Source organism: Nocardioides sp. (genome assembly GCF_050246775.1).
Taxonomy (GTDB): Bacteria; Actinomycetota; Actinomycetes; order Propionibacteriales; family Nocardioidaceae; genus Nocardioides.
Genome location: NZ_JBFWVK010000002.1, coordinates 1 through 25,081, shown reverse-complemented (window position 1 = coordinate 25,081; position 25,081 = coordinate 1). Strand labels below are relative to the sequence as shown.

The window sequence follows — 25,081 nt, the reverse complement described above, 5'->3', positions numbered from 1 at the left end:
TTCTCCTTGGCCTGTGCGCAAGCAAGCCTAGGAGAAACCTCCGACATTGTCGGCGGTACCGGGTAACGTCGCTCGACTCAGCGAAGGAAGGAAGAAGAATGAAGCTGGAGGAGTTGGCCTCCGGGCTGCGACTGACCGGGGTCGTGCCCCACGAGGTCGTTCAGGTCATCTTCGCTCAGCCTCACGGTGCGGACGCGGTCGAGATCACGTTCAAGACGTCGGGCGGCGACCTTGGGCAGCGAGTCGTGTTCCGACGCGACGAGGAGACGCTCGCCGTCTCGACTTCGGGCAGCCGAGCGTTCGACGCTCCTGCGTCCGATTTCAAGATGGTCGCCGAGGCCCAGCGCATCAAGTTGGCCGGCCTGTACGACCCGATGCTCGCGGTCGCCACCAGCAACGTGCAGCCGCTCCCACACCAGATCCGAGCCGTCTACGGCGAGCTGTTGCCGCGCACTCCGCTGCGGTTCCTGCTCGCGGACGACCCCGGTGCGGGCAAGACCATCATGGCCGGCCTCTTCATCAAGGAACTGATCCTTCGCGAGGATGTTCAGCGATGCTTGATCGTTGCCCCTGGTGGCCTTGTCGAGCAGTGGCAGGACGAGCTGTTTTTCAAGTTCGGTCTCTCGTTCGAGATCCTCACGACGCAGATGATCGACGCGAGCGTCCACAACAACGTCTTCGAGCATCACCCTCTGCTGATCACGCGGATGGACCAAGTCGCCCGCAACGAAGACCTCCAGCGGCAGCTTCGCGACTCGCATTGGGATCTGACGATCGTGGACGAGGCGCACCGGATGGGCGCCCACTACTTCGGCAACAAGCTGGAGAAGACCAAGCGCTTCCAGCTCGGCGAAATGCTCGGCGAGGTGTCGCGCCACTTCCTCCTGATGACGGCCACACCGCACTCCGGCAAGGAGGAGGACTTCCAACTCTTCCTGAGCCTGCTCGACAAGGACCGCTTCGCGGGCAAGAACGCTGCCTCCGTCGACACGAGCGACATCATGCGGCGCATGGTCAAGGAGGACCTCCTCACGTTCGACGGGCGCAAGCTCTTCCCAGAGCGGGTCGCGGAGTCGATCCCGTACGAGCTGACCGAACTGGAGAACGACCTCTACGAGCAGGTCACCGACTACGTCCGCAACGGGATGAATCGCGCCGCCAAACTCGATGGCAAGCGCCGCAACACCGTGGGATTCGCGCTCACGGTGCTCCAGCGCCGACTCGCGTCCAGCCCCGAGGCAATTCTCCGCAGTCTCATCCGCCGAGCCGAGCGGCTGGAACTGACGAAGCGCGGTATCGAGAACGGCACCTACCGCGAGGACCGCGACGTTCTGCGCGAGGACCGTTACAAGTACGCCGTCGAGTCCATCGACGACGACGAGATGTCCGCCGAAGACCTTGAGGACTTCGAGGAGAACGTCGTCGACGCCGCCACGGCTGCCGAGACGATCGCCGAACTCGAAGCCGAGATCCTCGAACTGAACGCACTGGCGAAGGTTGCCAAGGAGGTCCGCGACCGGGGCGACGACAAGAAGTGGTCAGAGCTGAGCCTGATCCTCCAGGACAACGTCATCCCGCTCGACAGCAACGGCAAACCACGAAAGCTCATCATCTTCACCGAGCACCGCGACACCCTGAACTACCTGAGCGATCGGATCAAGGCACTCATCGGACGTCCCGAGGCCGTGGTCGCAATCCACGGCGGGGTGCGTCGCAACGACCGCCGGGCGATCACCGAGGAGTTCACCAAGAACCCCGAGACGCAAATCATGCTCGCCACCGACGCCGCCGGCGAGGGTCTCAACCTCCAGGCCGCTCACCTCATGGTCAACTACGACCTCCCGTGGAACCCGAACCGCATCGAGCAGCGCTTCGGCCGCATCCACCGCATCGGCCAGGAGGAAGTCTGCCGCCTCTGGAACATCGTCGCAGCCAACACCCGCGAGGGAGAGGTCTTCACCGCACTTCTCAACAAGATCGAGGAGCAACGCAAGGCTTACGGCGGCAAGGTCTTCGACGTCCTCGGCGCCGCCTTCTCCGAGACTCCGCTGCGTGAACTCCTCATCGAAGCAATCCGCTACGGCGAACTTCCCGAGACCAAGGCCCGAATGCAGGAGGTCATCGACCACAGCGTCTCCGAAGGACTCGAAGAACTGCTCAACGAGCGCGCGCTTGCCAGCGAGCACCTCTCCGACGCCGACCTCGCGACACTGCGAGCCGCGATGGACGAGGCCCGGGCCCGACGCCTCCAGCCGCACTACATCGAACTTGCCTTCAAGGAAGCATTCACCCGCTTCGGCGGCCGCATCGCCAAGCGCGAGAAGGGCCGCTACGAGATCAACAACGTGCCCGCTGTGCTCCGCAACGGCAAGTACGGCCCAATCGCCTCCCGCTACGACCGGGTGACCTTCGACCTCGACACTGTGCACCCCGACGGCTTGGCGCGCGCCGACCTGATCGCGCCAGGACATCCGCTGCACGACTCCGTCATGGAGCAAGCTGTCACCAGCCTCGGCGGCATCCTCAACCGAGGAACTGTGCTCGTCTCCGGCACCATCGACGCCCCGCGACTGCTTGTCGGGGTGATCGAAGAGGTCGTCGATTCGACCGACGCCTCTGTCGCCCGTCGATTCGGCTATGCCTACGTCGGCGAAGACGGGGCCGTCGTGGAAGCAGGACCCGCCCCCTATCTCGACTGCGTTGCGGCACCCGACGTCCCTGCTATCCAGCAAGCCAAAGCACTGCCGTGGCTGCATGACGCCGAGTCGAAGGCCGTCAGTTGGATCATCGAGCACGAACTGCCCCAGTACCTCACCGAGGTTCAGCCTCGCCGCACTACTGAACTGGAGAAGCAGCGAGTGCTCGTGGAAGCCCGGCTGAAGCACGAGAGCGAACGACTCATCATGGACGCGATGGTCGCTGCCGACAAGGAGCGCATCGGCGAGAAGCCCCGCGAGTCATCCAGCAGTCTCTCGAACAAGGCCGCCGACCTCCAGGTCCGACTGGACCGGCGCCTTGAACTGATCGACCAGCAAGCGAAGATGTCGACCAAGCCTCCGCTCGTAGTCGCCGCTGCTCTCGTCTTGCCGGTCTCGATGCTCGACGCGGACCTACCGGCAGAGGCCCCGATCCGCGCCAAGGAGACCAAGGGAGTCGAGCGCCGCGGCGTCGAGCTGGTGCTCGCAAAGGAGCGGATCCTCGGTCGCCTCCCCGAAGAACAGGCATTCAACAACCCCGGCTACGACATCCTGTCCACGGACCCGACCACAGGCGACACCTACCGCATCGAGGTCAAGGCCCGGCTCGCCGGCGCCACCGACTTCTGGGTCACGCACAACGAGGTCGTCACGGGCAAGAACGCGGCGCCGAAGTACCGACTCGCGCTCGTGAAGGTCGACCACGACGGCCCCGACAAGGACGAGGTTCGCTATCTCGACGATCCGTTCGCGAACGTCGAGATGGGCGACTTCGACGCGACCGGCCACAAGGGTGACTGGGCAAAGAGCTGGGCCAAGGGGAAGCCGCCGTTCTGACTGCGGGCGCAACTTCAGCTAGGTCGAGCCTTGATTGCCGATCCAACTTCTGCTGTCGAGACGTGACGCGCCGTCTCTTGCACGAGAACGAGACGAAGTTCGGAGTTCTCGGGAGACTGCCGGTCGGTGCAGTGTTCGTGGTCCACGAACACAACCCAGTTCTCCGAGGTCGAGTCGATGCTGCTCGCGAAGCGAATGGCTTCGGGCGGTTCGATTCCGGCGAGGAGGAATGCAGTGAAGACCTGGGTAGGCAGGTAGTGCCCTTCGTCGTTCGTGTCGTTGGGTTGGCTGATTGAGTCGGCGAACCGTCGAAGGAACGCCAAGGCATCGTGGGAGTCCGCCGCCCCGATGGCAAAGGGGGATGGCGGGTCGGGGACCTCGAAGACATCGAGGTGATAGATCGGCCGTGACGGCTCAAACTGGCCAATCCAGAACTCGGGTGCTTCGCCGGCGTGTTTGGTTGATTCGAGGATCGCGCCGCGTTCGGTGGTGCTTCCATAGAAGCAGGAGTGGCCCGCGGCGTTCAGGCGCCCGGCCGAGGCTCGACCGGCGGGGGCTGTGCCGAGGTCGGGCGCCGAATGGTAGTTCTTGTCTTGCCCGCCGGCCCGGCAGCGCCACAGGCTTGGTCGCGTGACTTGGAATAGCCCCTTCGCCGCTGCAACCTGTGTCACGCGCTCAAGCAGGGCGACAGTGCGCGGGTTCAACCGGGTCAGCAGGTCGGTTGCGGCCTTGCCGACGTCTCCGGACCGTGCTTCAACCATGAAGGCGCGCCACGCAGCTTCGTCGTGGTCGTACAGGCTTGCCCAGATGTCGGCCTTCCGGACGAACCCATACTCGACCGCGTTGGCGGCAGCAGCGAACCGCGTGAGCGGGACGACGACGGGGCTGTCTACGGCGTCTCCGAGCCAGTCGATCAGAATCTCTTGAACGTCCTCGACTCGCTCACTCCAGTCGCCCTCCTCGTGGTACGCACCTGATTCGTCGGCGGTGACGTAGAACTCGTAGAGGGCCTCGGTAATGCCAGCCGTCAAGTCCTCAAACGTCGCGGAGTCGGAGGTGATGCCGCAGAAGTCGCACCTCCCGAGCGTGGTGTCGGCTTCGACCCGCCTCCACAACTCCCGATCGACGACACATTTCGAGCAGACATGCGTCGCGGCGACCGAGAGGGCGTAGACCTTCGCTTCCCATTCGTCGAGGTAGTCGTGCATCAGTCGTCCTCATGAAGCCGGACCACAACAACGCCGGCGATGTTATCGGGCATGTTCGAGGTCAGATGGTCCTCATCCAAGTCTCGGGTCATCGCCTCAAGGACGTAGTCGGGCGGGGCCTGTCGGAGGGGGTCAAGGACGTGGCGGAAGTAGCTCAGCCCGTAGTGGCCCATGTCCTCGGGTAGCTCGGGGAAAGCCGACCCGAGTCGGTCGTGCCGACCGTCCGGAGTCGCGAGCGTGACGGTCGGTGCCGCATGCTGGAAGGTGCCGATGCGCACGCGCAGAACTCGGTCGATCATCGACCGTGTAACTGCTCGGGTGCCGTCCTGCCGGGTCGTGAGGAAGTCCAGGAGGTCCGGCGCAAGTTGCCTCCGTAGTTCCGGGATCAGCGGCGCGAGTTTCGGGGATGGTGTCCACAGATCTTCCAGTGCGACCGACTGGTCGTAGGTGTCTGTGGCGTTGTCATTCACGAACTCGTCGGCGAGCAGGGCAGGCATCAGAGAGACCGACCGCTTGACGCACTGGAGGCATCGACCGCTTCGATGCCCGTCCGGGCACGGCTCCCAACTGCGGTAGCTGCCGGTGCCGAGGTAGAGGGCGTAGACGGGGAGCAGGCCGAGGGTGGCCGAGACAGCCATCAGGGTGCTGCGCTGCGTTCCGGTTCCCTTCGGGTAACTGAAGTCGAACTTCCACTTGCTTCCGTTCACGGTGACACGCTTGGCCTGAACGAGCATCCCGTATGCGCCGCGGGTGTCCACCCACCACCAAATCCAGTCGGCCCCGCTGAGCGCTTCGGCTCGCTGGGTGAAGGGCACGACAGTGACGGCCTTCGCTGCGCGCGAGGTGACGACCTCGGTGATCGATGTCTCACCCCATCGGAGGAGAGCGCGTTCGCAGGCATCCATGTGGCGCACGGCGTGGATGCGCGCCCACCGGAACGCCTCCTCGACCGGTGTCATGAAGCAATCGTCCCACGGGCAGATCGGGCGAACTTGCACATTACCCACGGTTCTGTCGGACGTCGCCGATAGGTTTGGACCTGAAGCTACGGCGCTCCGGCGCCGCTTGGTCATGCCCAGGGATGGGCCAGAGGGGTCGAAGTGGTTCAGAAGCGCAAGTTGATCGAGGTGGCTCTGCCGCTGGAGGCTATCAACCGGGAGTCAGCACGGGAGAAGTCAATCAGGCACGGCCACCCGTCGACGCTGCACCTCTGGTGGGCGCGCCGGCCCCTCGCTGCCTCGCGGGCGGTCATCTTTGCTCAGCTCGTCGATGACCCGAGTTCGCGTCCGGATGAGTTCCCCACAGAGGAGCTCCAGCGCAAGGAGCGTGAGCGGCTCCATGAACTGATTGAGCGGCTCGTGGTGTGGGAGAACAGTCGTGACGAGAAGCTCTTCGCGGAGGCGTACGACGAAATCTTGAAGTCCACGGGAGGAAACCCGCCGCCGATCCTGGACCCTTTCGCCGGAGGAGGGTCGATCCCGCTTGAGGCACAGCGGTTGGGTCTGGAGGCTCGTGCATCTGACCTCAACCCAGTGCCGGTACTGCTCAACAAGGCGCTGATTGAGTTTCCGTCAAAGTTCAGCGGCCGGCCTCCTGTCTATCCTGGGCTCGCAGAGTCGCAGATCCGACAGTGGATTGGCGCGGCGGGTCTCGCGGCGGATGTCCAAGCGTACGGAACGTGGATGCGCGACGAGGCAAGCAAGAGGCTTGGCGACCTTTACCCCAGTGCCAACGGGAAGACGCCGATCGCGTGGCTCTGGGCGAGAGCAGTCACTTGCCCGAATCCTGCCTGTCAGGTTGTGACTCCGTTGGTGAACTCGTTCACGGTCTGTACGCGCAAGGGAAAGCAGGCGCACGTCGTCCCAGAGGTCGTGGGCAGGCAAGTCCATTACACGGTGACCAAGACTGGTCCCGCAGTCCCAGGCACGGTCGGCCGGAATGGCGCTCGCTGCTTGGCCTGCGACACGGCCATTCCGCTCGACTACATTCGTGCAGAGGGTCTTGCCCAGCGACTGGGACGGCACCTCCTGTGTGTGGTCGCTGAAGGGAACCGAACCCGCATATACGAGGCCCCGGACCAATACGCCGTCGATGCGGCGGACGTCGCTCTGCCAGAAGCCTTCCCGATCGTTCCCCTGCCGAAGAAGGCCCTGGGCTTCCGTGTTCAGGCGTATGGACTCAGCGAACAGAGCGACTTCTATTCGCCTCGGCAGCAGGTACTCCTGATGCAACTCGTCGAGTTGGCTAGAGAGGCCCGAGACAGCGTCCTCGCGACGTCGGGAGACGGCGAGTACGCCAATGCGGTAGCGGCCTACTTGGCGCTGTTCATCGGGCGGGTGGCCAACCGTGCGTCGAGCCAGAGCTTTTGGCACCCTGGCCGGGAAACGGTTGAGCAGGTCTTCGCGCGCAACGCAATGCCGATGATCTGGGTTTACGCAGAGGCCAATCCATTCTCTGATTCTTCGGGGAACGTCGCGGGTCAGCTTGGCTACTTGGTTGAAGCCCTTGAGCGAGTGCCAGCAAGGGGCATTGGTACGGCGGTCCAGAGGAGCGCAAGTGAGATGCCGGCGGGCCGTCTTGTAATCAGCACGGACCCCCCTTACTACGACAACGTGCCGTATGCCGACCTGTCGGACTTCTTCTACCTCTGGCACCGCCAAGTGCTTCGGGAGTACATGCCCGATCTCTATGGAACCCTCGTCACCCCCAAGTCGGATGAACTCATCGCCGAACCTGCGCGGCACGAGAGCGCCGCCGCGGCGGCTCGCTTCTTTGAGGATGGACTGCGAGGTGTTTTCGATGGGGCGATCACAGCTCACGACGCTGAGTTCCCGATGACGGTCTACTACGCGTTCAAGCAGTCTGACACCGACGACTTGGGCACCGCCTCCACTGGCTGGGAGACCATGCTTCAGGCCCTTATCGACGCTGGTGGACAGGTAACGGCGACGTGGCCAGTGCGCACCGAACTCGGAGGCGGTCTCCGCGAACTCGGCAGGAATGCGCTGGCGTCATCCGTTGTCCTGGCAGTTCGTAAACGCAGTGCATCAGCAGGCACGATCGACCGGCGCGGCTTTATCGCAGCGCTCGAGTCCGAACTCCCCGAGGCCCTCAAACGGCTGCAACAGGGAGCAGTAGCTCCGGTAGACATGCCCCAGGCGGCCATCGGCCCCGGCATGGGCGTGTTCAGCCGGTACGCAGGGGTGATTGAGGCTGACGGTTCACGGATGTCGGTCAGGTCTGCGCTGGCGCGGATCAACGAAGTCCTCGACAGCGTCCTGAATGAGCAGGAGGGCGACTTCGACGCGCCCACCCGGTTTGCGATCGCCTGGTATCGACAGCATGGATACACCACCGGAAAGTTCGGCGACGCTGACAGCCTTGCTCGCGCTCGCAACACGAGCGTCGACGTCATGGATCGTGACGGCATTGTCGTGTCGCGCGCGAACAGCGTTCATCTCATCAGACCAGGTGATCTGAGTTGGGACTATGACCCGGTTGCCGACCTTCACACGAGCAACTGGGAAGCGCTTCATCACCTCATCAAGGTCCTGGAGCGGGACGGCATCGCGCCTGCAGGCGACTTCCTCCAGGCGGCATTGAGTCGCACGGACGGGGCGGTCGATGCAGACCTGGTGAAGGAACTGGCCCATCTGCTCTTCCGAGTAGCAGAGGGTAATGGTTGGACGAAGGACGCCTTGTCGTTCAACAGCTTGGTGACGAGCTGGCCCGAGATCCTTGAGGTTGCGCGCGAGGCCAAGAAGGCCGCCGCTACTCAGGGCGCTTTCGATTTCGACGAGGACGAGTGACATGGCAGTCAGCAACCGTGACCGCGTCGGCAAGATGTTCGAGACCATCGCTCCTGCCCTGGACGACTACATCGCGACGGTGATCGGCGCTGTGGACCCCGCGGTCGGCGCCGAGTGGATCAAGCTGATTGAGGCGCGGGATGGAGACAGCGGACGTGTCTACGACCCGCTCGATCCGGCTGCCCAGTTGCGCATGTTGACGGATACGTCGATCACGACCAACGTCAAGCCGCGCTGGTACCCGTTCTCGGACACCCTCGGCCGTGTCGGTGAAGCCTTTGCTACCGAGCTCAAGAACGCTCGGAACACCTGGGCGCACAACGGTTCGTTCACTGACGATGATGCCTACCGAGCGCTGGACACCGCCGAACGGTTGATGACGCTTCTCGGCAAGCCCGCCGAAGCGGACCAAGTGAAGTCGATCCGGCTCAACCTCCGCCGAGTCACCGCCGATCGTGACGACAAGAAGGTTCTCAAGGCTGCGGTCGACAACCCAGAGGCCATCGGCGGTCTCAGGCCGTGGCGCGAGGTGTTGCAGCCGCACGACGACGTCGCAACGGGCAACTTTCACGCGTCGGAGTTCGCCGCAGACCTCTACAAGGTCGCCACGGGCGGTGAAGCGGACTCCGACTACGCCGATCCGGTCGAGTTCTTCAAGCGCACCTACCTGACCGAAGGTCTGAGCGACCTGATCAGCCGCGCCGTGCGTCGACTGTCCGGTGACGACAACGCATCGCCGGTCATCAACCTGCAGACGAACTTCGGTGGCGGCAAGACCCACTCGATGCTCTCCCTGTGGCACGTCGCCGCAGGCCTCCCCGTCGGCAAGTACCCACAAGCAACGCAGGAGTTGCTGCTGGCCAGCGGCTACAAGGGCGACAAGGTCAACCGCGTCGCGATCGTCGGTAACCATTTCAGCCCATCAGGCGTGGTGAAGGACGACGGCACCCAGGTCAACACCATCTGGGGAGAACTTGCCTGGCAGCTTGGCGGAAAGGATGCGTACGCGCTCATCGCGCAGTCCGACGCCGACCGCACCCACCCGGGCGAGAAGCTCCACGAGCTGCTCAGCACGTACGCACCCGCCGTGATCCTCATCGACGAGTGGGTCGCCTACGCCCGCTCCCTTGTTGGCCGTGACGACCTCGCGGGCGGCACCTTCGATGACCAGTTCACCTTCGCCCAGTCACTGACCGAGGCAGCCAAGGGCACCTCCGGTGTCCTGCTCGCCATCTCGATCCCGGCATCGGAGTCGGGCGACAGCGGCGACAAGATCGTCGCCGGCAACGCCGAGGAAGTCGGCGGCGCCAACGGCCTCGAAGCACTCAAGCGGCTCCAAAACGTCGTACGCCGTGTAGCTGATCAGTGGCGTCCGGCTTCGTCGGATGAGGCCTACCACATCGTCAAGCAGCGGCTCTTCAAGGACGCCGACGCCGCCGCACTCGCGTCCATCGGCGCGACGGCGCGGGCGTACGTCGAGATGTACCGCAAGTACACCGACGACTTCCCCCGCGAGGCACGCGACGCGGCGTACGAAGACAGGATCAAGCGGACCTATCCGATCCACCCGGAGATGTTCGACACCCTCTATGAGGAGTGGTCGTCGCTGGAGCGGTTCCAGCGCACCCGAGGTGTGCTGCGGCTGATGAGCACGGTCATTCACGCGCTCTGGACGGGCGAGGACGCCTCGCCGTTGATCATGCCCGGCTCGATCCCGCTCGCCACGGCTAACGTGAACGCCGAGCTGACGCAGTATCTCCAGGACTCGTGGAAGACGATCATCGACGCAGACGTCGATGGACCGAACTCCGAGCCGGGACGTATCGACAAGGAGAAGCCGCTCTTCGGACAGCGTGCGCTCACCAAGCGACTGGCTCGCACGGTGTTCTTCGGTGCCGCTCCGACGATCGCGCCGGGCTCCACCCACAAGGGCATCGGGACCCAGCGAGTATTTCTGGGAACTGCCGTCCCGGGTGATGTGCCGGGCAACTTCCATGCCGCGCTGACGCAGCTCGGTGACCGCGCGACCTACTTCTACTCAGGCTCGGGCAAGTACTGGTACGACCTCCAGCCCAACATCACGCGGACCGCGAAGGACCAGGCCGAGCGGCTTCACAAGGAGGACGTGTGGGCCGAGATCGTGCGCCGCCTCCAGGGCCAGGGCCGCACGCGAGGTGACTTCGCTGGTGTTCACGTCTGCCCCGAGTCCAACGCCGACATCCCCGATACCGATGAAGCCCGCTTGGTGATCCTTCACCCGAAGGTCGCGCACAAGGGCAAGACCGACTCAGAGGCCAAGGCGTTTGCGCAGAAGGCCACCGAGCAGCGTGGTAGCGCCAACCGCACGAACCGCAACACGGTCGTCTACCTCGCCGCCGACGAGGCCCGGCTCGAAGAGCTCAACGCTGCGACCCGTGACTACCTCGGGTGGAAGCACGTCCTGGACAACGAGGCCGACCTCGACCTCACTCAGAACCAGAAGAACCAGGCCGCGCAGCGTCGCGACCAGGCCGACCAGACGGTGACGGCGCGCCTGTTGCAGACCTTCACCTGGGCGCTCGTGCCAACCCAGCCCGACCCGAGTTCGCCGTTCCTGATCCGTGAGACCAAGGTGGAGGGCCAGTCCGAGTCGCTCGCTGAGCGGGTCTCGCGTCGGCTCGGCAATGACGGCGACCTTTCGACCCGGCAGGCTGCTGCCACCATTCGATTGGCGATCAGCAAGGTGCCGCAGATCTGGAAGGACGGCCACGTCTCGCTCGGCGCGCTATGGGGCCTGTACTCGCAATATCCCTACATGCCGCGGCTGCGTGACAGGAAGGTCCTCAACGAGGGCATCGTCGACATGCCGATGATCTGGCAGACCGACGCCTTCGCGCTCGCCACCGGCTACGACGAGGCGACCGGCCGCTACATCGGGCTGTGGGCTCCAACGACCGACGTGAAGTCACTCCCGCCGGCCACCACCGACACGCTCCTGCTCGTCAAGCCGGAGGTCGCGTCCAAGCAGATCGACGAGGAGTCGGCTCCGAAGACGTCGCAGGAGGAGCAACTCGCAGCGCTGGTGGAGCAGCACGGCGGCGGCACCGAGCGCGACCCGAACGCCCCGAAGGTCGACATCGTCTTCCCGAAGCCGAAGACCCGCTTCTACGGCGTGAAGACCCTCAACTCCGACAAGATCGCGATGGACTTCAAGAACATCGCCGACGAAGTCATCGCCAACCTCCGCGCCGACGACTGCACCGAACTGACCGTTCGGATTGAGATCGAAGCCACGAACCAGAGCGGCTTCGGCGACGGCAAGGTCCGCGCCGTCTCGGAGAACGCCCGCACCCTCAAGTTCGACCAGTCGGGCTTCGAGGAGAGCTGAACCCAGCGCATGACCGAGGACACGCTCGAAACCGAATCGGATGCCACTGCTGACGAGACCTCCGACCCACGCGCGATGCTCGCTCACTGGGCGAACAACAGCGATGAATGGGTTCGTCTTCTCGTCGCCGAGGTGTTGACGACAGGAAGGCCCGTTAGTGAGTCCGTCATCGGCTCGGCGTACAAGTTGTTCCGTCAGGAGAAGGCACTCGACCCGCGTGAGATCGATACAGTCGAGAAGCTGAGCACCGAAGCCAGGCAGGACGAGGCGGCCCCTCCGCTCAACCTCGTCAAGCTCTCAGAGGTCCGGGGTGTCAACGCGCTGGTGACTGGCGCAGAGATCGAGCCCCATGAAGGGCTCACGATCCTCTACGGCGAGAACGGGACGGGCAAAACCGGCTACTCCCGTATATTCAAGGCATTGGCAGACAGCCGAACGGCAGACGTGATCCTGGGCAATGTCGATGCCGAGGAGGAGATTGCCCAGAACGCCAAGCTGGACTACAAACTCGGTGACGACCTGCATGAGTTGCAGTGGCAAGGAGACCGAGGGGTCTCGCCATTCACTCGCATGTCGATCTTCGACAGCCCGTCGGTGTCCACGCATGTCGACGACGATCTTGACTACGTCTACGTGCCCGCCGTGCTCGCGTTGTTCAACCACGTCATCGCTGCCATCCAGGGTGTGACGGCGCAGATCGACACGGCGATTTCCAGCCTCGGCAGTGGGTCGACCGGATTGCTCTCGCGATTCCAGCGGGGATCGTCTATCTACCCACTGATCGAGACTCTCGGTGCCTCCACTGACCTCGTTGCGCTGAAAGCGAAGGCATCCACTGTTCCAGATGTCGAAGGCAAGATTGACACCCTGACGCAGGCCGTTGCCGCGCTCCGGGCGAACACCATCGGAACTCAACTGACTGCACGGCGCCGAGAGCATCGCGCAATCCAGCAAGCGGTGGATGCGGCCGCCGCACTCAACGCGCTGGACGTCGCCGCGTACAACGATGCACTGGTCAAGCGCATGCAGTTGGCCGCCGACTACCAGGCATTCCGCTCGGAGCTCTTCGCGGCGGCGGACCTGCCCGCCGAGCCGGAGGAGACGTGGAGCGCCTTCATCGAGGCCGGTGACTCCTACCGCCAGCACCTCATCGAGGCAGGGGCGCATAACGCCGACCGATGCTTGTACTGCCGACAGTCGGTGTCCGACACAGCGCGCGACCTATTGGCGAAGTATTCGACCTACCTCGAAGACAAAATCTCGGGGGACATTCGTGCCAACGACGCCGTCATCGTTGCCTTTATGCAACGGGTAGACGAGATCGTGACAGCAGACTCTGTTGGGCTGGCTCAGGAGTTGGCTGACGAGGAGACGAAGCCCGCTTACTTTGGAGGACTCAACGACATCCTCGAAGCGGCGACAGTCGCTGCCTCCGCAGTGCACGCGGGCGACCCCGTTGCGACTGACCTCGCGACGTCTTTGGCGCAGCCCAGCGCCGACTGCGTGTCCGCTGCGGAAGCAGTCTCCGCAGACGTGGCCCTACTGGATGAGCAGGTTAAGAACCGGGCCAAGGCGCTCGAGGACAAGCAGGCCGAACTCCTGGAGCTGAAGGATGCTGCGGAACTCGCCAACTCCTGGGCCGTCATCGAGGTGCAGGTGAAGGCTGCAAAGGAGGCTGACCAACTTCGTACCTTGAAGCGTCCGCTGCCGCAGTTGGCGCGAGGTGTCACCGAGCTGTCGAAAACTGCAAGTGACCAGTTGATCAACCAGAGTTTCGACGCCCTATTCATCGAGGAGTGCGAGGCGCTGCGCGCGCCCTCGCTCAAAGTCCAGTTCGTTGGTCGGGAGGGTCGTGCGCAGCGGCGCAAGGTGCTGAGCGGACGGCACAAGCCATCCAAGGTGCTCTCCGAGGGAGAGCAGAAGGTGCTTGCTCTGGCTGACTTCCTGGCCGAAGCGCGACTGGCCGGCATCACCGCGCCGGTCATCTTCGACGATCCCGTGTCGAGTTTGGATCACCGACGGGTACGCGAGGTCGCTGAACGGGTTGTGCGCCTGGCGGAGGACAACCAAGTGGTCGTGTTCACCCACGACATCCTCTTCACCACGACCCTGTTGGCACTGTCCGAGAAGTCGAGACGCTGTACGTACTTCCAGATCACCGATGAAGACGGCAAGGGGAAAGTCACCCGCGCAAGCCACCCCCGGTGGGACACGCTGAACGGCATCAAGGGAAAGATCAACTCCACGATCGAGGCTGCCAAGGACGAGGAGGGTGAGGCTCGCGATGCACTTGTCCGGGTTGGCTACGGCTGGATTCGATCCTGGTGCGAGGTGTTCACGGAGACTGAGTTGCTCCAAGGCGTTTCACAGCGCTACCAGCCGAACATCGGCATGACGAAACTGGAGAAGATCAACACGGAGAAGCTCGGCGAGCTTATCCCGAAGGTCACCGAAGTGTTCGAGGACGCCTGCCGCTACATTGACGGCCACTCGCAACCACTCGCAACGCTGGGCGTCAGCCCGACGTTGGCGGCCCTCGAACAGCACTGGTCCGACTTGCAGAATTTGAAGAAGGTCAACGACGGCCGAGCCTGACTCACCACGACGACGCCACTCGCGATGCTTCGCTCGGCGCGGCTAGATCTCCCATCCCTCGCCGATGTCGAGCAGGGCGTCGGACAGGACGGCGACCTCAGTTGCCTTGACAACACGGTGCGCCGAGTAGTGCAGGCCGAACTGGCGGCGACGGCGATCGGGGTAGAGGGCCTCCACTTGTGGGACAGCGTCGTAGGTGAGCAGCCATCGCCCATCCGCCTTGGCATTTAGATCCTTCGCGAGCGCCTCATGATCTTCGGCCTTGAAGTAGTTCATGTAGAGGGAGCCGGCTTTCTCAAAGTAGGGCGGGTCGGCGTACACGAAGGTTCCGGACTTGGCGGCGTACTTCTTGACGACGGACCGGCCATCGAGGCAGGTCACGTCGATCTGGTCGGCGAAGAGCCCGAGCGTGCGGACGCGCTCGGATAGCTCTTCGCGGTTGAACCGTGCGTCGATCAGGTAGTTGCCGGTCTGGGCGACACCGCCGATGGGGCCGCCGTTGAGCACTCCCGACCGATTGGTCCTGTTGAGGTAGAACGTCGCGAACCCCAGAGCGCTCATGTCGGCGTCCGTGGCGGCGTAGATCTCCTTTTGCCTTCGCCACTCCTTGACGCTCAAGGGGACCTTCTTGATGCGAGCGATCATGGCGTCCGGGTCGGACTTCAAGGATGCCCAGAAGGCATAGATCGCCGGGTCGAGGTCGTTGATGACAACCTTGGCGACTTGGCCTGTGACCAAGAGGGCCAGTCCTGCGCCAGCACCGCCCGCGTACGGCTCAACGTACGTGCAGCCCGCGAGGTTGTTGTCGCGGATCACCCGTCGGAGGCGGGCATAAAGCGAACCCTTGCCGCCTGGGTAACGGAGTGGCGACGCCATTACCCGTCTTCTACTGGTCGCATACGTTGTCATGGAGCGAGCAACTCTCGGAGCAGTGGGTCGATCGACTGCCAGGCTCGCTCGACCTCGTCTGGGTCGACACTGAACTTGTAGTTGTGGTTGGCAGCGTTGAGGGCGGCCTTCGTTGCGGTGTATTCCGCGAGCCGGCCTCCCTGGACCCGCTTCGTGGGGTCGACCAGGTCCGTCTTGCTCTTCGACCAATACTCGACTACCCAGTTCAGGCAGTTGTGCAGTTGGACCCGGCCGTTGTTCTGATGCTTGGTGCTGGCGATGTCGACGCCCTTGGCATCGGCGTACGCCTTAATCGACTTCTCCAAGATGGCTCTGAGCATGAGGAATGCGGCGTTCGGGGTGCGTTGGATGTTGATGACCGAGAGTTCTGCGAAGTGAGCCTTGAGTGGCTCCCCGAAGGCATCAGGCACCGTGACGCTCCCAATGGGAAGCGAAGTCGTCTTGACCTTGGTCTTCGTCTTGGCGCCACTCGCGCCGCCTGCGGCCTTCGCGCCCTTGCTGGTCGGCCCGCCAGACGTGCCGGGTCCTCCACCCTGCGATCCTTGGCCTCCGCCGGTTTGGCCAAGCCCGCCGCCGGTGCCGCCGCCTCCGTTTCCTGTAAGTCCGGGGCTCACGGCTGGCGTGCCGATGGTCGCGCGGATTTCCGTCATCAGTTGGATGAATCGTGGGCTGGTGACCTTGTTGAGCGTTCGGGTATTGATGCTGCGGTCCTGCAATCCCTGAACGATCAGACGAGCAACCGCGTCCAGTTCGGGGTCGGACAGGGAGGACTCAAGGTTCCCATCGCTGTCGAGTCCGATGCCGGTGACGTCGCGGAACTCCTTCGACTCGAAGACGCGGGTCAAGGCCGAGAATCCGGTCTTCCACTCCTTGCTGCCGATGAAGTCAGCCAGCTCGGGTTCGCCCGCGACAGCCGACTTCAGACGGTTCACCAGGCGTGCTCGCAGGACGAAGTCGGGAACGTTCACGGTGGGATAGCGAGTTAGTAGTTGCTTATACTTCCGGCCGGCATCGATCTGCGCTTGAAAGAACGCCGCCTGACGGGCAGGCGACCATGGCTTCCGAGGGTTCGACGTATGCAGGGCCGCGATGAGTTGGTCCGCCTGCGTCTGGTTGGGCGCGACGAGGACCTCGATGCTCACCAGATTGTCCCGAGCCTTACCCATCGTCTTGACGGCCGCGGTGACGCGAGACTGGTAGGAGGGGACAATCTTCGGGTTCTGGATGGCCTTCAGCGCGGCAAGGCGTCGGTTGCCCTCCACGACGATGTACTTGCCTTGGCGCTTAACGACGATGGGGACCTCGTGGGTGAGGTAGCCGATCTTGGCGATCGCGTCGACGAGGTCAAAGGCGTTCTCGTTGTCGAAGAGGTCCTCGATGATGTCCGCTTCGACCTGAGCGCTCGTCGTCTCCAGTCGCACGTTCTTGGGGTCGAGGAACAACTCATCCTGGACGCGCAGCGTGAGTCGCTGCCATTGCGATGTGTCCAGCACGAGTTCCTCCAACCACCACCAATCAACTGGGCGTCGATGGGACAACCCTATCGGTGGTGCCCCGGACATGGTGGACATTCCGCGCCAGCGGTTGCCGGACGGAGTGACGACAGGCATCAGTCGTATGGCTGACGGAAGTCGATGCGTGGTCCGTGGACGAGATCGACCCTGGTTGCGTGAGCTGGCTGGCGGCCTCGCAGCAGCCGAGCCAGTAGACGTTCGAGCCGACTGTCGTGCTGCCACCGGTGGTAGGTGTTTCTCATGCGCCTATCCTCAGATGCCATGTGCGGGACGTGCGGAGCCGAAGTGCGTGCTCGCCTGCGACCGGGCGAAGTCGGAGGCACGGTCGATGCCGCGCTCGGCGGGTAGAGACTTCCCGGCCTCCCACTCGCGTGGGTGCATCCCCGTCTGGACGGCTGCCGCGACGAGGTTGGCCAGGGCGTAGGGCTTGCCCTTGGGCACCTGATCGAGCGCGCACCATGCCATCGCGCCGTGGCCGCTGAGCCAGCTCCCGAAGGCGAGAAGGGAAGCCGGGGCGGCACGAACCTCGTCGGGTGCCCGCTTGGTCAGGTCCGTCCAGAGGGCGACGTGGGAGGCGGCGTTGCCCCGTGTCATGTCGAGCCAGAGCCGGTCGCGGATCGGGATGGACTCGACGGCTACCAGCAGCCTCGCGGCGTCCTTGTCGTCGAGGCGTACGCCGTCGCGGTGGAAGCGCTGCACGCGGCTGTGCGCCCAGCGCCCCTCGACCTGAGCCGTGTTCTCGCGCGCCGCCTCGCGGGTCTCGGGCAACAGCTTCGCTACCGGCTCGCGGTCGCCGACGAGCGAGTCCGCGAGAGCGCCGCGACTGGCCACCGGCTGCGTGCGCCCGCCCATGACGGTCATCGCCGCGACGCGCTCTCGCGCGGCGTCGGTCTGGAGCCCCATGTCGCCGGTGTCGAGATCCGCCCACCTGGTGTCATCCGCCCATAGCAGGACACGGGCGCCGATCCCCATAGTGTCCAGCCGGGCCGCGAACTCGGTGCCGACATCGTGCGCCATCTGCCGGTCCGCTGTGAAGGCGACGATGCCGACGCTGGCGCCGGGCGTGGCGTATCGCGTGAGGCCGTGGCGGATGGATCGCCAGACCAGCTCGCGGTCGCGCGGTGTCGTCGGCAGATCGACCCGGGCGACGGGCAGGTCGGAGCGCATCGGCACGAAGACGATGGACTCCTGGGGCTTGAAGCCGAGCAGGTGGGGGATGGCCGCGACCAGTTCGTCGGGGTTCTGTACGGAGAGCGTCATGCCATGCAGGTGCGCGATGCCGTCCCCGCGGGTTGCTCCGAGAGGTGTGGAGACCCGTCGCCGGAACTCGGGCGAAGGCTGTCTACGACGAGCGCTGTTCCAAGGTCTCCAGGACGAACTGACACCAGACGTGCGCTGACCCGACCGCAAGTCGGGCATGACGAGGGGTCACCCAGGTGGGCACCTCGGCCTGCCCGTGGCCAGTCCCGACCTGGTTGCGTAGTTCTGCCATCCCCACCCCGATCCGGGACACCGCACCCAGCAGGGTGCGGATACCGACGGCGTTCTCCGCACCGCCCTCCACCTGCTTGGCGTTGAGGCCGAGTGCGGTGTGCGCTTTCGCCACGAGTCCGGGCAGGTCGTCGCTCTTGCCGTACTCGACCCCAGAGCGCTTCAGCACCAACTTCGCGGTGGACTCGACAAGCTCTTTAGCGGAGCCGACCGCGAGTCGGGGGTCGTCGTCAAGGTTGCGCTCGATCCGATTGAGGTGGTCGCGGATCGCACCTGGGTCATCCAGGGCGGAAAGCGCCTCGTCGGTCACCTTCGGCCCTGACCCTCCTGCGGCGAGGGCTTCGAGGCGGTCGTGGATCGGGTTGAACAGGTCGGCGAGCAGGTCGCGACGCGCCTGCCATCCGCCGTCTCCGGAAGCACCTTTGCGGATCCAGAAGCTGCGGAAGCTCTCGAAATCCCGAAACCCGAACTCGACGCCACGCATCCCGATTCGCGCCAGGACGGCCTTCAGCGTGGTGAGTAGTTTGCGGGCCTCGGCGTTGTCGAGCTCGCTGCCCCTCGTGCCGTACTTCTGGTACTCGTCGTGACTGAGCTCAGCCAGAGCTTTCGCGACCTCAAGGTCCGACCATGTGGAGGACGGTGCTGCTGCGAGCTGGTCAAGTAGTTCCGTGTGAAGCCGAGTCGCCTCGCCTGTTCCCCACGGGCTGGTGTCCTGCTCGGTGGTGAAGAACTCGCTGCTGTCCACGCCACTATGGTTCCAGTCGGTGCGTGGGGCCGTGCGCCGCATCGCCGAGCGCGCCCTGAGCGGCGTGCACCTCGGAGTTGCGTGCGATCGGCTGGATTCGACCCATGTCCATCAAAGGACGAGTTAACTGGACAAGCCCCGCACTGGGCCCGGTTCACCCCTCCGCAGGACGCTGATGAGGGCTGGCTGTGCAGTCCGGCCATGACCGAACTCATCAGCCTCACGCCCGACCTCGCCCTCGAACGTCTCGTCGCCTGGCAGCTCGCGATGCGCGCCGAGAACAAGAGCCCCGCCACCATCGCCTGCTACTCCGACGCCGCCACCCGCTACCTCCGCTGGTGCGCCGATGCTGCCCAGCCGCCGATGAGCCGCACGGCGCTCAACACGTGGATCAGCCAGATGCTCGCCGACGGGGCGGCGCCGGCGACCGCCCGCACCCGTCAAATGTGCATCCGACGGTTCGCGTCATGGCTGACCGAAGGCGGCTACCTTCCCGCCTATCCGTTCCCTGGCGTCAAGGCGCCCCGAGTCGAACCACCTGTGGTCCAGCCGCTGACCGTCGACGAGATCCGCGCGCTGATCCGCACCTGCGACTCGATCACCGACGACGCCGAAGCGCCGCTTCACCATCGACGCGACGAGGCCATCATCCGGCTCATGACGGAGACGGCTATCCGCTCCGGTGAGGTCATCGGCCTTGAGGTCGACGACGTCGACCTCGACGGTTGGCTCGTCACGATCCGGCGAGGCAAGGGAGGCCGCGGGCGAGTTGTCCCCATCGGACCGGACACCGCCCTGTCGATCGAGCGCTATCTGCTCGCGCGCGCAGGCCACCCACTCGCCGACGAAGCCGCACTCTGGCTCGGCGACAGGGGCAGCGCCTACAGCCAGAACGGCCTGATCCGCTCACTCAAGCGACGGGCCACACGCGCGGGGATCGAGAACTTCCGACCCCACCGGCTTCGACACACCGCAGCTCACCGCTGGCTGGCCGCCGGCGGCTCTGAGACCGGCCTCATGGCCATGGCCGGATGGACCCGCAGCGAGATGCTCATCAGGTACACCCGCGCCCGTGCCGGCGAACGCGCGGCCGAGGAAGCCTGGCGACTCAACCTCGGCGACATCTGATGCGTCCTAGAAACCAACTCGCGACCTACGTGTCTCCGATTTTGGAACGCTCGCTGCAGCTGCTGACGCGCACGCCCAGACCGGATCAGGCGGCGGCCGTGGGATCACCGGTCCGTCGCGCGTCACCGGGAATGAACGCGCAACCGGTGGACACCCCGAACTTGGCGAAGATCACCGCTGCCGGGCAGAACCCAGTGACACTGGACTGCAATAGGTTCAGGCCGACGAACGTGGTCAGCAGCAGCCACCAGCTCGATACCAGCACGGTCAACAGCACACTGATCAGCACCATGGTCCCGGCCAGGGCGAGGACGGCACGGTCGAGGTTCATCGGCCTCCTCCACGGTGTCCGAAGAACCGGGCCACTAGCCCGGGCTGGGTGGTCTGGTCGGCGTGCCCGCCGCACCACTGGTCGGCCGGCACCCGAGCCTTCACCTGGGCCACGTGCGCACCGCACCCGGCCCAAGTCGTCTTCCCGCAGCTTCGGCACTTCTTGGCGTGACACATGTCCGTGCTCCTCTCAGGCCGACGCCGCGGCTGCGGCGTCGGCGGCGTCGGCGAACTCGCAGAACGCGTCGTAGGCACGTGGCCCGTAGATCGTGGCCGGTCCACCTTTCATGAGGAAGGTGACACCGATGGCCTCGGCAGCCTCCTGCCGGGTGGCGCCGGCCCGGACCGCGGCCTGGGCGTGTGAGGCGATGCAGCCGTCGCAGCCCTCGACCACGCCGATCGCCAGGGCGATCAGCTCCTTGGTCCGGGTGTCCAGGTCACCGGAGGCGAACGCTGCCTTGTGCAGCTCGCCGAAGCCCTTGTAGACCTCAGGGATGCTGCGACGCAGCTCGCGGTGCAACGGGGAGAGCTCGTCGAGGACGGCCTTCCCGTGTCCGGCGTCGTGGCTGGTTCCGGCGGTGCCGGACGAGGTGATGGTCAACGTGGTTCCTTTCGTGGGAGAAGGTGGTGCGTGCTCAGTCATGGGCGAACTTGATGTCGGGCAGGATCCGCCCCAGCCAGGCCGGGACGTACCAGGCGGCCTTGCCGGTCAGGCGCAGCAGCACCGGCAGTAGCACCAGACGGATCAGGAAGGTGTCCAGCAGGACGGCGATGCCGAGGATGATGCCCATCTCCTTGGGCGGCAGCGGCCCGGAAAGGGAGAAGGTGAAGAACACCGCCACCATCACGGCGCCCGCGGCGAAGATCACCCGGCCGGAGTGGGCTACGGCGCCGATCATCGCCTCGCGTGGGTCCTTGCTGTGCTCGTAGTGCTCCTTGGCCGACGCGAGCAGGAAAACGGTGTAGTCCATCGCGATCGCGAAGATCATCGCGAAAAAGAAGACCGGCGCCCAGGCGTCGAGGAAGCCCTGGGACTCGAACCCGAAGAAGCCCGAGCCCCAACCCTCCTGGAAGACCAGTCGCGCCACGCCGAAGGCTGCCGCGGTGGAGAGCAGACTCACCAGGGTTCCGAGCAGGGCGATCAGCGGTGCCTGCAGGGCGATCAGCAGCAGCAGGAAGCCGAGGCCCAGGATGACGCCGATCACCAACGGGGTGGAGTCGTCGAGCTGGGCCTTCAGGTCCAGGTTCTCCACGGCCGCACCACCGACCAACGCGCCGGACGGCAGGTCCGCGCGCAGGCGGTCGACAGTGGCCGAGAGGGCCGGGTCGGAGGGATCCACGGTCGGGACCGCCTGGATCATCGTGTACGGGCTCCCGTCAGGCGCGGGCACCGCCGGCATGGCGCCCGCGATCCCCTGGTCGGCCGAGACCACCGCTGCGGCGGTGTCGGCCTGCGCGGTCGGGACGACGATCTGCAGCGTGCCGGGAGCTCCGGGCCCGAAGCTCTGCTGGACGAGGTCGTAGCCGATGCGCGCCGAGGCGTCGGTGGGCAGCACCTTGATCGAGGGCATCGCGGTCTTCAGTCCGAAGATCGGAGCGGCGAGCGCCAGCAGGACGACCAGCGAGCCGAGTCCCCAGACCAGCGGGCGCTTCCACAGCCGCTCGCCCCAGGCGGCGAACTTGGGCGAGCGGTGCTCACCGGTGTGCACCCAGGGCAGGGCGAACTTGTTGATGCGTCCGTCCAGCTTGAACAGCACCAGTGGCAACAACGTCAGCGTCGCACCCAGCACGAACAGGACCGCGAGCATGATGCCCCCGGCCATCGACCGGAACGAGGGCGAGGGAACCAGCATCACCGCGGACAGCGAGATCAGCACGGTGGCCCCGGAGAGCAGCACTGCCTTACCGGCCGTGTCCATGGTCTCGGCGATCGCCTGACGTGGTGACTCGTGCGACCCCAGCCGGGCGGCGCGGAAGCGCACCACGATGAACAGGGCGTAGTCGATCCCGAGTGCGAGGGCGAACATCATCGCGAAGTTCATCGCCCAGATCGAGACCGGGACGAACTGGTTGATCAGTACCAGGGAGCCGGCCGAGGCGACCAGTCCGGAGAGGGTCAGGATCAGTGGCAGGCCGGCCGCGACCAGGGCGCCGAAGGCGAGCACGAGGATTGCCAGGGTCACCGGCCAGGAGAACATCTCCGACTTCAGCATCGCCGACAGGTTCGCGGCGTTGAAGTCCGACCACAGCAGGGACGCGCCGGTCGGGTTCACCGTCACGCCGTTCCCGGACAGGGCCTTGAGCGGGTCCTTCAGGTCGTCGGCGGCGCGCACCATCTCGTTGGTGTCGGCGCCGGCTCCGGCCAGTAGGACGGCGGTCCGGCCGTCCTTGCTCAGCGTCGCGCCCGGCTGGGGTTGGATGACCTCGGCGATGCGTGCGTCCTTCTGGAGGAGCGCGGTCGCCTTCGCGAGCACTGCTGCTCCGGCGCCCTGGGTCACCGGTCCGTCGGCGGAGGTCACCACGACCTGGATCGCCGAACTGGCGTTGCCGCCGAAGTGCTGGGTCGCCAGCTCGCGCGCGGCGACCGAGTCGGAGCCGTCGGCCTGCCACCCGGCGCCGGACAGGCTGCCCTCGACGCGGGGAGCGAAGAAGCCGAGGCCGACGACCAGCAGCAACCAGATGACCGCGGTCAGCCGGCGGTGGCGGGTCACCGACACGCCGAGTCGGCCGAGCGGGCCCGGGTGGAAGCCGACCTCGGGGTCGATCGGGGGCTGCGTCGAGCGGGTCGCGGTCACGGTCATGTGGATGTCTCCTCGGCGTTCAGATCAGGCAAGGAATACCCTAGGGGGTATCGGTCGTTCTGGTCAAACACCCCCTGGGGTATCCTCATTCCCAGGCCTGACAAGGAGGCGCAGATGAGCACCATCGCCCTGAACGACGACAACTTCACGACGACGATCTCCGGCAACGAGATCGTCCTGGTGGACTTCTGGGCGTCCTGGTGCGGCCCGTGCCGCCAGTTCGCCCCGGTCTACGAGGCGGCGTCCGAGGCGCACCCGGACATCGTGTTCGGATCCATCAACACCGAGGTCGAGCAGGGGCTCGCCGCGGCCGCCCAGGTTCGCTCGATCCCGACGCTGATGGCCTTCAAGTACGGCGTGCTGGTCTTCAGCCAGGCCGGTGCGCTGCCGGCAGCCGCGCTGGAGGACCTGATCGCTCAGGTCCGGCTCCTGGACATGTCCGCCGTCGAGTTGGAGCGGTCCGGTCGATGAGCACCTACACGTTGAGCACCACCGTCGAAGCCCCGTTCGCCGCGACCCTCGACCGCGTGCGCGAGGGCCTGACCGACGTCGGATTCGGGGTGATCACCGAGATCGACATGGCCGCGACGATGAAGGCCAAGCTCGATCTGGACCTGCCACCGCAGGTCATCCTCGGCGCGTGCCGACCCGCGCTCGCGCACCAGGCCATGCAGGCCGACCCGTCGATCGCCGCCGTGCTCCCGTGCAACGTGGTCGTCCGCTCGGTCGACCCGGCCACGACCGTGGTGGAGACCTTCGACCCCGCGTTCATGGCGAACCTCGCCGGCGACGCGCTCCGCGAGGTCGCCACCGACGCGGGGGAGCGCCTGAACGCACTCCTCACCACCCTTGCCCAGGAGGCCTGAGATGCAGCTCGAGACGGAGTCGATGAAACCGGTGATCAACCGGATCAAACGTGCCCAGGGACAGCTCGCGGGCGTCGTCCGGATGCTGGAGGAGGGGCGCGAGTGCGAGGACGTCGTCACGCAGCTCGCGGCCGTCTCCAAGGCACTGGACCGTGCCGGCTTCGCCATCGTCGCGGCCGGCCTCCAGCAGTGCATCACCGAAGGCGGCAGCGACAGCCTGGACACCAAGAAGATGGAGAAGCTCTTCCTCTCGCTCGCGTAAGTCGAGCGCCCGAGCGGTGAAGTGAGCGGCTGAAGCGCTTCCTACGGCTTGGCCACTCAAGTTGCAGCCAAACCGAGGGGCGCCGGTCGGGCACGACAAGCTATCCGATCGAACGCACCACTCGATGCATGCCATCACCTCCCGGCGCAGCAACTCCGCCGATAGCGTGGCGGTGATGCTCGACGCCCGGCTCCGTCGACGAGTTTGTAGGAGGCTGGCTAAGGCGGGACCTGGCCGGATTCGACCAGGGTCCATTTTGGGTCCAGATTGAGCCGCTGTGGATCCGTACCTAACGGGTATCCTGTGATTGGAAGCAACCCGGTTTCCCGCTCAGAACAAGGGAATCCCGTAGCAACCGTCTTGACTCCGTAGCTATCGCAGGCGCCCCGATCTCGGCCAGAGGTCGCAGGTTCAAATCCTGCCCCCGCTACAAAGTAGAACTGCAGGTCAGAAGCCGTTTCAGGAGCAATCCGGAGGCGGCTTCTGTTGCGTCTGGAGGGCCTTGCGGTAGCCGCACGGTAGT

The 25,081-nt window shown here is 65.0% G+C and carries 19 protein-coding genes; 8 read left to right on the top strand and 11 right to left on the bottom strand.

All coding sequences use genetic code 11. The features are described from left to right. The first annotated feature begins 98 nt into the window (after positions 1–98). Positions 99–3,533, top strand: a complete 3,435-nt coding sequence (locus tag AB7I40_RS09970) for a helicase-related protein (RefSeq protein WP_428347950.1) — start codon at positions 99–101, stop codon at positions 3,531–3,533. Positions 3,534–3,547: 14 nt separating this feature from the next. On the opposite strand, the gene AB7I40_RS09965 is transcribed toward AB7I40_RS09970, so the two are convergent. Both AB7I40_RS09965 and AB7I40_RS09960 read right to left on the bottom strand, forming a co-directional pair. Beyond that, positions 3,548–4,741 carry an RES domain-containing protein gene (locus AB7I40_RS09965; RefSeq protein WP_428347949.1) on the bottom strand — a complete coding sequence of 398 codons (1,194 nt, stop codon included), beginning with the start codon at positions 4,739–4,741 and terminating at the stop codon, positions 3,548–3,550. Next, positions 4,741–5,814 carry a hypothetical protein gene (locus tag AB7I40_RS09960; protein WP_428347948.1) on the bottom strand — a complete coding sequence of 358 codons (1,074 nt, stop codon included), beginning with the start codon at positions 5,812–5,814 and terminating at the stop codon, positions 4,741–4,743. The genes AB7I40_RS09965 and AB7I40_RS09960 overlap by 1 nt, the downstream gene beginning before the upstream one ends. A gap of 27 nt (positions 5,815–5,841) precedes the next feature. Between AB7I40_RS09960 and AB7I40_RS09955 the strand changes: the two genes are divergently transcribed. Genes AB7I40_RS09955 through AB7I40_RS09945 form a run of 3 tightly spaced genes read left to right on the top strand, consistent with a single transcriptional unit; the run spans position 5,842 to position 14,512 of the window. Then, a complete protein-coding gene (locus tag AB7I40_RS09955; RefSeq protein ID WP_428347947.1) occupies positions 5,842–8,550 on the top strand; it encodes a DUF1156 domain-containing protein in 2,709 nt (902 codons plus the stop codon). Between the two features lies 1 nt (position 8,551). Then, positions 8,552–11,917 carry a DUF499 domain-containing protein gene (locus tag AB7I40_RS09950; protein WP_428347946.1) on the top strand — a complete coding sequence of 1,122 codons (3,366 nt, stop codon included), beginning with the start codon at positions 8,552–8,554 and terminating at the stop codon, positions 11,915–11,917. Between the two features lie 9 nt (positions 11,918–11,926). After that, positions 11,927–14,512 (top strand): AAA family ATPase, encoded by a 2,586-nt coding sequence (locus AB7I40_RS09945; RefSeq protein WP_428347871.1) that lies wholly within the window; start codon positions 11,927–11,929, stop codon positions 14,510–14,512. 42 nt (positions 14,513–14,554) lie between these two features. Here the strand turns inward: AB7I40_RS09945 and AB7I40_RS09940 are convergent, their stop codons facing one another. The 5 genes from AB7I40_RS09940 to AB7I40_RS09920 all read right to left on the bottom strand — a co-directional run bounded on the left by AB7I40_RS09940 (position 14,555) and on the right by AB7I40_RS09920 (position 19,171). Then, on the bottom strand, positions 14,555–15,388 hold the full coding sequence (locus tag AB7I40_RS09940; RefSeq protein ID WP_428347870.1) for a DNA adenine methylase: 834 nt from the start codon (positions 15,386–15,388) through the stop codon (positions 14,555–14,557). 29 nt (positions 15,389–15,417) lie between these two features. Continuing rightward, positions 15,418–16,914 (bottom strand): hypothetical protein, encoded by a 1,497-nt coding sequence (locus AB7I40_RS09935; protein ID WP_428347869.1) that lies wholly within the window; start codon positions 16,912–16,914, stop codon positions 15,418–15,420. A 116-nt stretch (positions 16,915–17,030) separates the two neighbouring features. Then, positions 17,031–17,177, bottom strand: coding sequence for a hypothetical protein (locus AB7I40_RS09930; protein WP_428347868.1), 147 nt, complete (start codon positions 17,175–17,177; stop codon positions 17,031–17,033). A 10-nt stretch (positions 17,178–17,187) separates the two neighbouring features. Continuing rightward, positions 17,188–18,195, bottom strand: coding sequence for a DUF4192 domain-containing protein (locus tag AB7I40_RS09925; protein WP_428347867.1), 1,008 nt, complete (start codon positions 18,193–18,195; stop codon positions 17,188–17,190). An 82-nt stretch (positions 18,196–18,277) separates the two neighbouring features. Continuing rightward, positions 18,278–19,171, bottom strand: coding sequence for an abortive infection family protein (locus AB7I40_RS09920; protein ID WP_428347866.1), 894 nt, complete (start codon positions 19,169–19,171; stop codon positions 18,278–18,280). A 201-nt stretch (positions 19,172–19,372) separates the two neighbouring features. Between AB7I40_RS09920 and AB7I40_RS09915 the strand changes: the two genes are divergently transcribed. Beyond that, entirely contained in the window at positions 19,373–20,299 is a 927-nt protein-coding gene (locus AB7I40_RS09915) for a tyrosine-type recombinase/integrase (protein ID WP_428347865.1), read from the top strand. Positions 20,300–20,384: 85 nt separating this feature from the next. Here the strand turns inward: AB7I40_RS09915 and AB7I40_RS09910 are convergent, their stop codons facing one another. Genes AB7I40_RS09910 through AB7I40_RS09895 form a run of 4 tightly spaced genes read right to left on the bottom strand, consistent with a single transcriptional unit; the run spans position 20,385 to position 23,430 of the window. Next, positions 20,385–20,630 (bottom strand): YgaP family membrane protein, encoded by a 246-nt coding sequence (locus AB7I40_RS09910; RefSeq protein ID WP_428347864.1) that lies wholly within the window; start codon positions 20,628–20,630, stop codon positions 20,385–20,387. After that, the gene (locus tag AB7I40_RS09905; protein ID WP_428347863.1) at positions 20,627–20,806 is read right to left on the bottom strand and encodes a hypothetical protein; all 180 of its coding nucleotides are present in this window, start codon (positions 20,804–20,806) and stop codon (positions 20,627–20,629) included. The genes AB7I40_RS09910 and AB7I40_RS09905 overlap by 4 nt, the downstream gene beginning before the upstream one ends. Before the next feature lie 13 nt (positions 20,807–20,819). Beyond that, on the bottom strand, positions 20,820–21,230 hold the full coding sequence (locus AB7I40_RS09900; RefSeq protein WP_428347862.1) for a carboxymuconolactone decarboxylase family protein: 411 nt from the start codon (positions 21,228–21,230) through the stop codon (positions 20,820–20,822). Positions 21,231–21,264: 34 nt separating this feature from the next. Further along, the gene (locus AB7I40_RS09895) at positions 21,265–23,430 is read right to left on the bottom strand and encodes an MMPL family transporter (RefSeq protein WP_428347861.1); all 2,166 of its coding nucleotides are present in this window, start codon (positions 23,428–23,430) and stop codon (positions 21,265–21,267) included. 114 nt (positions 23,431–23,544) lie between these two features. On the opposite strand from AB7I40_RS09895, the gene trxA reads away from it, so the two are divergent. Genes trxA through AB7I40_RS09880 form a run of 3 tightly spaced genes read left to right on the top strand, consistent with a single transcriptional unit; the run spans position 23,545 to position 24,558 of the window. Then, positions 23,545–23,901 carry a thioredoxin gene (trxA, locus tag AB7I40_RS09890; RefSeq protein ID WP_428347860.1) on the top strand — a complete coding sequence of 119 codons (357 nt, stop codon included), beginning with the start codon at positions 23,545–23,547 and terminating at the stop codon, positions 23,899–23,901. Beyond that, complete coding sequence (locus AB7I40_RS09885; protein WP_428347859.1) at positions 23,898–24,296, top strand: DUF302 domain-containing protein; 399 nt, start codon at positions 23,898–23,900, stop codon at positions 24,294–24,296. Before trxA ends, AB7I40_RS09885 begins: the two co-directional genes overlap by 4 nt. Position 24,297: 1 nt before the next feature. Next, entirely contained in the window at positions 24,298–24,558 is a 261-nt protein-coding gene (locus tag AB7I40_RS09880; RefSeq protein WP_428347858.1) for a metal-sensitive transcriptional regulator, read from the top strand. Positions 24,559–25,081 lie beyond the last annotated feature (523 nt).